The 228-nt window shown below is 58.8% G+C and carries 1 protein-coding gene; it reads left to right on the top strand.

The genetic code is table 11. The features are described 5' to 3' along the window. Positions 1–228: LysR substrate-binding domain-containing protein (locus JEM65_RS21335; protein ID WP_233530786.1), on the top strand; the 228-nt coding region annotated here is incomplete at both ends.

The following is a 228-nucleotide window of genomic DNA, read 5'->3' as shown; positions in this document are numbered from 1 at the left end:
GAGTCTGCCGCAGGTCAGCACGCTGCTGTTGCCGGTGCTGGGCGAGTTTATGCGCCGTTATCCCGACATTGAACTGGATCTGGATCTCACCGATCGCATTGTTGACGTGGTGGAAGAAGGTTTCGACGCCGTGGTGCGAACGGGGCAGATGGCTGATTCACGGTTATCGATGCGCAAGCTCGGCATTGTCAGTAGCGATGGTCGGCACACCGCTGGCGCTTTCAGTGG

The sequence above is a fragment of the Gelidibacter salicanalis genome (genome assembly GCF_016469035.1).
Classification (GTDB): domain Bacteria; phylum Bacteroidota; class Bacteroidia; order Flavobacteriales; family Flavobacteriaceae; genus Gelidibacter; species Gelidibacter salicanalis_A.
This window is presented reverse-complemented; position numbering and strand designations above follow the sequence as displayed.